The 6,934-nt window shown below is 69.0% G+C and carries 9 protein-coding genes; 1 reads left to right on the plus strand and 8 read right to left on the minus strand.

The features are described 5' to 3' along the window. Positions 1 to 109: 109 nt before the first annotated feature. A complete protein-coding gene (locus DQP56_RS21400) occupies positions 110 to 637 on the plus strand; it encodes an FAS1-like dehydratase domain-containing protein (protein ID WP_112688865.1) in 528 nt (175 codons plus the stop codon). 87 nt (positions 638 to 724) lie between these two features. Here DQP56_RS21400 and DQP56_RS21405 read toward each other — a convergent pair whose 3' ends face one another. The 8 genes from DQP56_RS21405 to DQP56_RS21440 form a co-directional block, all read right to left on the minus strand. After that, a complete protein-coding gene (locus tag DQP56_RS21405; RefSeq protein ID WP_112688867.1) occupies positions 725 to 1,753 on the minus strand; it encodes a lysophospholipid acyltransferase family protein in 1,029 nt (342 codons plus the stop codon). Positions 1,754 to 1,757: 4 nt separating this feature from the next. After that, positions 1,758 to 2,873 (minus strand): SDR family oxidoreductase, encoded by a 1,116-nt coding sequence (locus DQP56_RS21410; protein WP_112688869.1) that lies wholly within the window; start codon positions 2,871 to 2,873, stop codon positions 1,758 to 1,760. An 87-nt stretch (positions 2,874 to 2,960) separates the two neighbouring features. Next, positions 2,961 to 3,062 carry a 30S ribosomal protein bS22 gene (locus tag DQP56_RS21415; RefSeq protein WP_003402602.1) on the minus strand — a complete coding sequence of 34 codons (102 nt, stop codon included), beginning with the start codon at positions 3,060 to 3,062 and terminating at the stop codon, positions 2,961 to 2,963. A 185-nt stretch (positions 3,063 to 3,247) separates the two neighbouring features. Further along, entirely contained in the window at positions 3,248 to 3,505 is a 258-nt protein-coding gene (locus DQP56_RS21420; protein WP_041316921.1) for a helix-turn-helix domain-containing protein, read from the minus strand. A 139-nt stretch (positions 3,506 to 3,644) separates the two neighbouring features. After that, the gene (gene proC / locus DQP56_RS21425) at positions 3,645 to 4,505 is read right to left on the minus strand and encodes a pyrroline-5-carboxylate reductase (RefSeq protein WP_112688871.1); all 861 of its coding nucleotides are present in this window, start codon (positions 4,503 to 4,505) and stop codon (positions 3,645 to 3,647) included. A 27-nt stretch (positions 4,506 to 4,532) separates the two neighbouring features. Continuing rightward, the gene (locus DQP56_RS21430; protein WP_112688873.1) at positions 4,533 to 5,393 is read right to left on the minus strand and encodes a thioesterase family protein; all 861 of its coding nucleotides are present in this window, start codon (positions 5,391 to 5,393) and stop codon (positions 4,533 to 4,535) included. 35 nt (positions 5,394 to 5,428) lie between these two features. Next, the gene (locus DQP56_RS21435) at positions 5,429 to 6,271 is read right to left on the minus strand and encodes a sugar phosphate isomerase/epimerase family protein (RefSeq protein WP_112688875.1); all 843 of its coding nucleotides are present in this window, start codon (positions 6,269 to 6,271) and stop codon (positions 5,429 to 5,431) included. A 17-nt stretch (positions 6,272 to 6,288) separates the two neighbouring features. After that, positions 6,289 to 6,934, minus strand: a 646-nt coding sequence (locus tag DQP56_RS21440; protein WP_526022715.1) for an Rv0497 family membrane protein, incomplete at its 5' end; no start/stop codon positions are given.

Consider the following 6,934-nt stretch of genomic DNA (forward strand, 5'->3'; position numbering starts at 1 on the left):
GCGTAGCTTGCCGCATCAAGCACCGTGGCGCACCGGAACGAGCGCGCCTGAGCTGCTCGCTGATAGGCTTCCGCCGCCGAACACCACGGGGAGCGGAGGGTAAACCGGCATGGCAGTACACACCGAGTCGCAAGGGGTCATTGGTACCCACTACCGGTTCCCGGACTACTTCGAAGTCGGCCGGGAGAAGATCCGCGAATTCGCCCGTTCGGTCAAAGACGAGCATCCGGCCCACTTCGACGAGGCCGCCGCGAGGGAGGCCGGGCACCCCGGGCTGGTGGCGTCGCTGACGTTTCTGGCGGTCGCCGGCCGCCAGGTGCAGCTGGAGATCTTCGACAAGTTCGATATCCCGATCAATATCTCCCGGGTGCTGCACCGCGACCAGAAGTTCACCTTTCACCGGCCGATCGTGGCCGGTGACAAGCTGTTCTTCGACACCTACCTGGATTCGGTGATCGAGTCCCACGGCACGGTGGTCAGCGAGGTTCGCAGTGAGGTCACCGACGCGGACGGCAAGCCGGTGGTGACCAGCGTGGTCACCATGCTCGGCGAGTCGGTTAACCAGGACGCCGACACCGAGGCGGCGACGATCGCCGCCCTTGAGGCGATGCGCGATCGGGCGCTGGGCAAGAAGTAGTCCTCGCCGCTGCGGCGAGCGTGCGCAGTTGAACGCTCGCATGCGGTGTGTTGCGGGCAAACACGCTCGCTCACGCGGGTGGGAACGTCAGCCGAAGAACATGTTGCGGCGGCCGGCCAGCAGCCGGTACAGCGTCTGCTGGATCGTCTCGCGCACCTGGTCGGTCAGTTCGAAGGTGATCATCGGGTCGTCGGCGGCGCCGGCCTCGTAGTCACTCGTCTCGATCGGTTCCCCGAAGGCGATGTGCCACTTCGACGGCAGCGGCACCAGGCCCGCCGGACCGGCCAGCGGGAACAGCGGGGTGATCGGGAAGTACGGCACGCCCAGCAGCCGGGCCAACAGCTTGACGTCGGCGATCATCGGATAGATCTCCTCGGAGCCGACGATCGAGCACGGCACGATCGGCGCCTGGGTCTGCAGTGCCGCCGACACGAAGCCGCCGCGGCCGAACCGCTGCAGCTTGTAGCGGTCCTTGAACCGCTTGCCCAGGCCCTTGTAGCCCTCCGGGAACACCGCCGTCAGCTCGCCGGCCGCCAGCAACCGGTGGGCGTCGGCGGTGCAGGCCATGGTGTGGCCGGCCTTGCGGGCGGCCGGCCCGATCACCGGCAGGTCGAACACCAGATCCGCGCCGAGCATCCGCAGGTCGCGACGGCCCGGATGGTGGTCGTGCACTGCCACCGACAGCATCAGCGCGTCCATCGGCAGCACCCCGGCGTGGTTGGCCACCACCAGCGCGGGCCCGTCGGCCGGCAGGTTCTCGATGCCGCTGACCTCGACCCGGAACCAGTCGTTGAAGAAGACCCGCAGCAGCGGCAGCGCGACGGCTTCGTTGAAGTGCGGGTCGAACCCGAACTCGTCGACCTGGTAGTCGCCGGTGATCCGCTCCCGCAGGAACGCGGCGAGGCCGGCGACCCGCCGGACGAACTCGCTCGGGGCCGCCCCGGCGTCATCGGAGTTCACCGCGCCTCCGCGGCGCCCGTCGATATCGCGGACCACGGCGCTGATCTGCTCGGCCGACGCGCGGTCGTCGGGGCGGGCCAGCGTCGACGGGTGTCGACGCACGGACCCCGAGTTCTTGTGCAGCGGAATGACTTTGGCCCTGGAATCACCAGCCATGGCGTTACCCTCCCCTCGCCCTGCTGAAACCGATGTCGCTCAGTCGTTGCACCGCGCTCACCGCGCGCCGTTCCGCCGACTGCACCCATTTGGGGTCGATGATCGGACTGAGACCTCGCCCCCGCACGTAGTCATCGAATGCCTCGGCGGTGGTCCATTTGGTGCTGTACCCGAGGTCGGTTCGCATTCTAGTCGTATCCATCACCCGGCCAAAGCTGAGATAGTTCAGCTGCTCCCGGTTGATCTCGGTGTAGTTGTTGGCCCGCCGCAACGAGTCCAGCGCCCACAGTCCCGGCCCGAACACCGGGATCGGAAGCCGGCCCGAGCGGCGAATCGCCTGCGACATCATGATGATGCCGTCGGCACCGACGTTGAAGGTGCCGGCCTTGCCGGCCATGGTGGCCCGTTCCAGGGCTCCCAATGCGTCCTGCTCATGCAGCAGCTGCAGGCGGGCGTCGCGGCCCAGCACCATCGGCACCAGCGGGCCGCCGAGGTAGCGCGACAGCGCGGTGTCCATGGCCGGGCCGATCATGTTGGCCATCCGCAGGATGGTGACCGCGATGTCGGGCCGGCGCCGGCCCAGCCCGCGAGCGTAGCCCTCGATGTCGACGCTGTCGCGGGGGAAGCCCTGGGTGGGCGGCCGGTGACTGGTGCTGTCCTCGGTGAACAGCACCGGGTCACGCGAGGAGGACCCGTAGACCTCCGAGGTCGACTTGAGCACCACCCGGCGCACCGTGGGCGCCTTCTGACAGGCGGCGAACAACTGCATGGCACCCATCACGTTGAGCTCTTTGAGGGCGGCCCCGCCGCCGGAGCGCGGCACGTACGACGCCGCGGCAGCATGTACCACGGTGTCGACTTCGCTATTTCGAATCACCTTGGCGATAAACGGATTGCGGATATCGGCGCGGACGAATTCGGCGCGGCCCATCCGGCGCAGCATGTCCTTGCTGGGCATCACCGCGTCCACCGCGATCACCCGGTTGATCAAGGGATTCTGCGTCAGCCTGGCGGTCAGATAGCCACCCAGGAACCGGCATGCGCCGGTGACCAACACAACCTTGGGATAGTGCCGGACGTCGCTTCGCGTGCTGTCGTTCGGGGGTCCGGCCTCGTCCACCCCGCCAGCCTAACGGCCAGTCCGGAAAAGCAATACCGCGGTGATCGCCCCTCCCCCGCCCGGGGCCCGGGCGCGGGCTCGGCGGAGTTACTTACCGAGTTTTCTGCGCTGCACCCGAGTACGGCGAAGCAGCTTGCGGTGCTTCTTCTTCGACATGCGCTTGCGCCGCTTCTTGATGACTGAACCCATGAACTCCGCTATCTGCTGCTGCCCGCGCCGCCACAGGGGCGCTGGGCGAACTTGATCGACCCGGCCACTTTACCCGTAGGCAGGCGCCGAGCAGAAAACCGGCACCTGACCGGGTCCCGGACACAGCCGACCCCGGGCGTCGCCGTGCGGTGACGCCCGGGGGGCGCTTACCTGTCGACCGGCGGTCAGCCCGCGTCGAAGAAGGAGGTCTCCAAGAGGTCGTGCACCGCCTTGGCGTGCACCCGGAAAGACCGTCCCACCCGCACCGCGGGCAGCTCGCCGTTGTGCACCAGGCGGTACACCGTCATCTTGCTGACCCTCATCAGCGCAGCCACCTCGGCCACGGTGAGAAATTGTGCCCGGCCCGTGTCGGCGGGGCCGGCATCCCGTGCCGCCCGGCCGCCAGCGGAGTCTCGTGCCGAAGGCCCGTTCGCAGACGTCATCGTTACCCATTTCAATCAGGCACGTGCAGTCCCAGCGGCTTCCCCTCCGCTGCGCCCACACGCACAGACATAGAGGAGAATAGCGGGACGAATGGGGTTCCTGCGACGGGTGAGAGGCAATATGTGAAAAATAAGTGAATTACTCCGATGTGATTCTTAGCTGCTCAGAGCGGGTTTTTGCGGCCCGGACGGCCCGATCGACCGAGGTCCGCAGGCCTGACGCCTCCAGTTCCCGCAACGCGGCCGCCGTGGTTCCGCCGGGGGAGGTCACCATGGCTCTCAGCTGAGCCGGAGCGGTGTCGATGACCGAATTCGCCGTCCCCGCCGTCTCGCCGCGCTCCTCCAGCAGCATCTGCGCCGACCCTGCCATGGTCTGCACCGCCAGATCGGTGGCCCCCTGCCGACTCAGCCCGGCCGCGACCCCGGCATCCACCAGTGCCTCCACCATCAAGAAGAAGTACGCGGGCCCCGAACCTGAGACGGCGGTGACGGCGTCCATCTGCTCCTCCGGGACGATCACCACCGTGCCGACGCACTCGAACAGCTCGGCGACCTGCTCGACCTGCTCGCTGCTGGCGAACCGGCCCTTGGCCAGCGCGCTGGCGCCGGCGCCGACCTTGACCGGGGTGTTCGGCATCACCCGGATCACCGCGGTGCCCGCCGGCAGCTTGGACTCCACGTACCCGGTGGTGACACCGGCCACGATGCTCACCAGGACCTGCTCGGGACTGTTCTCCGACGCGGCGGTGAGGTTCTTGGCGAACTCGGCGACGACGGATTCCACGTCCTGCGGCTTCACCGCGACGATCACGATGGACGCGTTCTCGACCGCGTCGGCGACCGAGGTCACCAGCACCGAATACTTCTCGGCGATCTGCCGGGCGCGGTCACCGAAGCGTTCGGCGACGACGAGGTCCTTGACCGGCCGGCCGCCCGCCAGCAAGCCCGCCAGCAACGCCTCGCCCATGTTGCCGCCGCCGATGATCGCGATTCTGGTCATGGCGACAGCATTTCAGACCCGACTCGCTCAGCGGTCGGGAACCATGGCCAGCTGCCGGGTCTGCACCACGATGCGGCCCTCGCAGTCGACCACGGTGTGGTCTTCGTCGAACCAATCCTGGCCGATCTGCACGCAACTGCAGATCACCCGCAGCCAGCCGTCGGCCGGCATGGCCCGCAGGTAGGCGGTGAGCTGCACGGTGGGCGCCCAGCCCATCCGGTTGACCGCGTAGGTCACCGGCGCCGAGACGTCGCCGCACAGCAGTGCGAACAGCACGTCGGGCGCGGCGCCCTTGGGCCGCACCCACATCTCGATCACCGGCGGGCCGCCATCCGAGCGCGGGCCGAGCGTGGTCAGCGCCGGGCGGATATCGCAACCGTGCGCCAGGTGCACGATGTGTTCCATCGGATGACCCGGACCGATCGGCTCCAGGCCGGGCGGCGGCTCCGGCGTCATCAACGGCACCACCGGGTTGAACGACAGCAGCGGTGGCGCGTGGTGCTCGGGCTCGGCGAGGGTGACCACGGCGCGCACCGCGGTGCGCTCATCCTGGTTGAGTTCGACGTCGACCAGGCTGACCCGGCGGCCGCGCTTGCGAATCCTGGTCACCAACTGCATCGCACCGGGATCGGGCGCCCACAGGTAGCTGGCGGACACCGCGACCGGCTGGATGTCCGGTGCCGTCCCGTCGCCGGCTACGGCGGTGCGGGCGGCGTTGGCGCACAACGCCAGCATCGCGCCGCCGTGCACCTTCGGGCCGATCGTCCAGTGCTCATTGAGCGCACCGGCGAACGACGCCACGTCGCCGGTGCCACAACCGTCAGAGCCATCGCCGCCATCGATGCGCACCAGGGCCATGGCGTCGGTGAACAGCGTGGACGAGGTCACGCGGGCCTCCTTGTGTCTCAGCGACCAGCAGCCGGTCAGCGCAGCAGATGCGTACGGGCGAACTGTAGCGACTCGATCAACAGCGCCTCGCGCTCGTGCGGCGAGCGGGCATGGGAGGTGGTCACCTCCAGCACCACATGACCGGTGAAGTCGCTGGCCGCCAGCAGGTGACACACCTCAGCGGCCGGCTGGTCACCGCGCCCGGGCACCAGATGCTCGTCGGCCGGCAGTCCGGTGCCGTCGCACAGGTGCAGGTGGGTCAGGCCGGAGCCCATCCGGCGGGCCATCTCCAACGCATCGGTGCCCGCGGTCGCGGTGTGCGACAGATCCAGGGTGTAGTGCGCGTGGTTGCCGTCGAGTGGGTCGTGGGACGGCGCGAACGCCGAAATCGCGGCTCCCGGGCCGCCGCCGCGGCGGCGCATCCGTTCGCGGGACTGATCGGCGCCGAAGAACCGGTCGGCGCGGAACGGGAACATGTTCTCCACCGCCACGGCCACGTCACTGCGGGCCTCCAATTCGGCGACTTGGTCGCTGAATCCCTCGGCGTAGCGGCGCTGCCAGCGGAACGGCGGATGCACCACGACGGTCGGGGCTTCGAGCCGTTCGGCGGCCCGCACGCTGCGTTCCAGCTTGTGGATCGGGTTGGCGCCCCAGACCCGTTGCGAGATCAGCAGGCACGGCGCGTGGACCGACAGCACCGGCACCCGGTACTTGCGCGACAACCGCTCCACGGCACCGATGTCCTGGCTGACCGGCTCCCCCCACACCATCAGCTCGACACCGTCGTAGCCGAGTCGGGCCGCGTACTCGAAGGCGGCCTCGGCCCGCAGCGGGTAAACCGAAGCGGTCGACAAGCCGACCTTGATGGCGGGGCGCACGGACTAATAGTGAACGGCTAGTTGGCGTGCAGCGCCAGCGGCCCCAGCGTGATCAGCAGTCCGACCGCGACGGCGATCAAGGTGCTGACGATGTCGACGGTCTTGCGGACGGCCTGAACGGCGGCGACCAGGCCGAGCGTGACCAGCACCGTGAGCACCAGCGCGACGATGCTGTTCCACCGCCACAACTGGTCGAAGGCGATGAACAGCCCGCCGCCGAACGCCACCGCCAGCATCGACTGCAGCACCACCAGCAGCCCGCCGACCACGCCTGGCCGGCCCACGTAGTCATCGTCGGCCGACTCGGATGCGACGGCGGCGTCGGGGTCGGCCGGGCCGGCGGTATCGGCGAGTTCGGTGTCCGCGCCGTCCGCCTGGAAATCCTGCCGGACCGGCCGCTCGGCGCTGCCGGCCGTGGTGAGGACCGAGCGCACGTAGGCCGAGTCCCCGACCGCCAGGTCGGCCTCGCGCACATCGGTGTCCATCACGTCGAGTTCGACGTCGGTGTAGGTGTCGACCGGGTCGGGACGCATCCGTTCGGCGCCGGAGCCGGTGGAGCGGTCGGCGGGTGCCGGGCGCCCGTTGCCCGCTGCGGGCACATCCGACCGGCGCATCGGCCGCGGGTAGGGGCTCTGCTGCGGGCCGCCGGTGCGCGGCGGCTGC

The organism is Mycolicibacter senuensis (assembly GCF_003284925.1).
GTDB lineage: Bacteria > Actinomycetota > Actinomycetes > Mycobacteriales > Mycobacteriaceae > Mycobacterium > Mycobacterium algericum_A.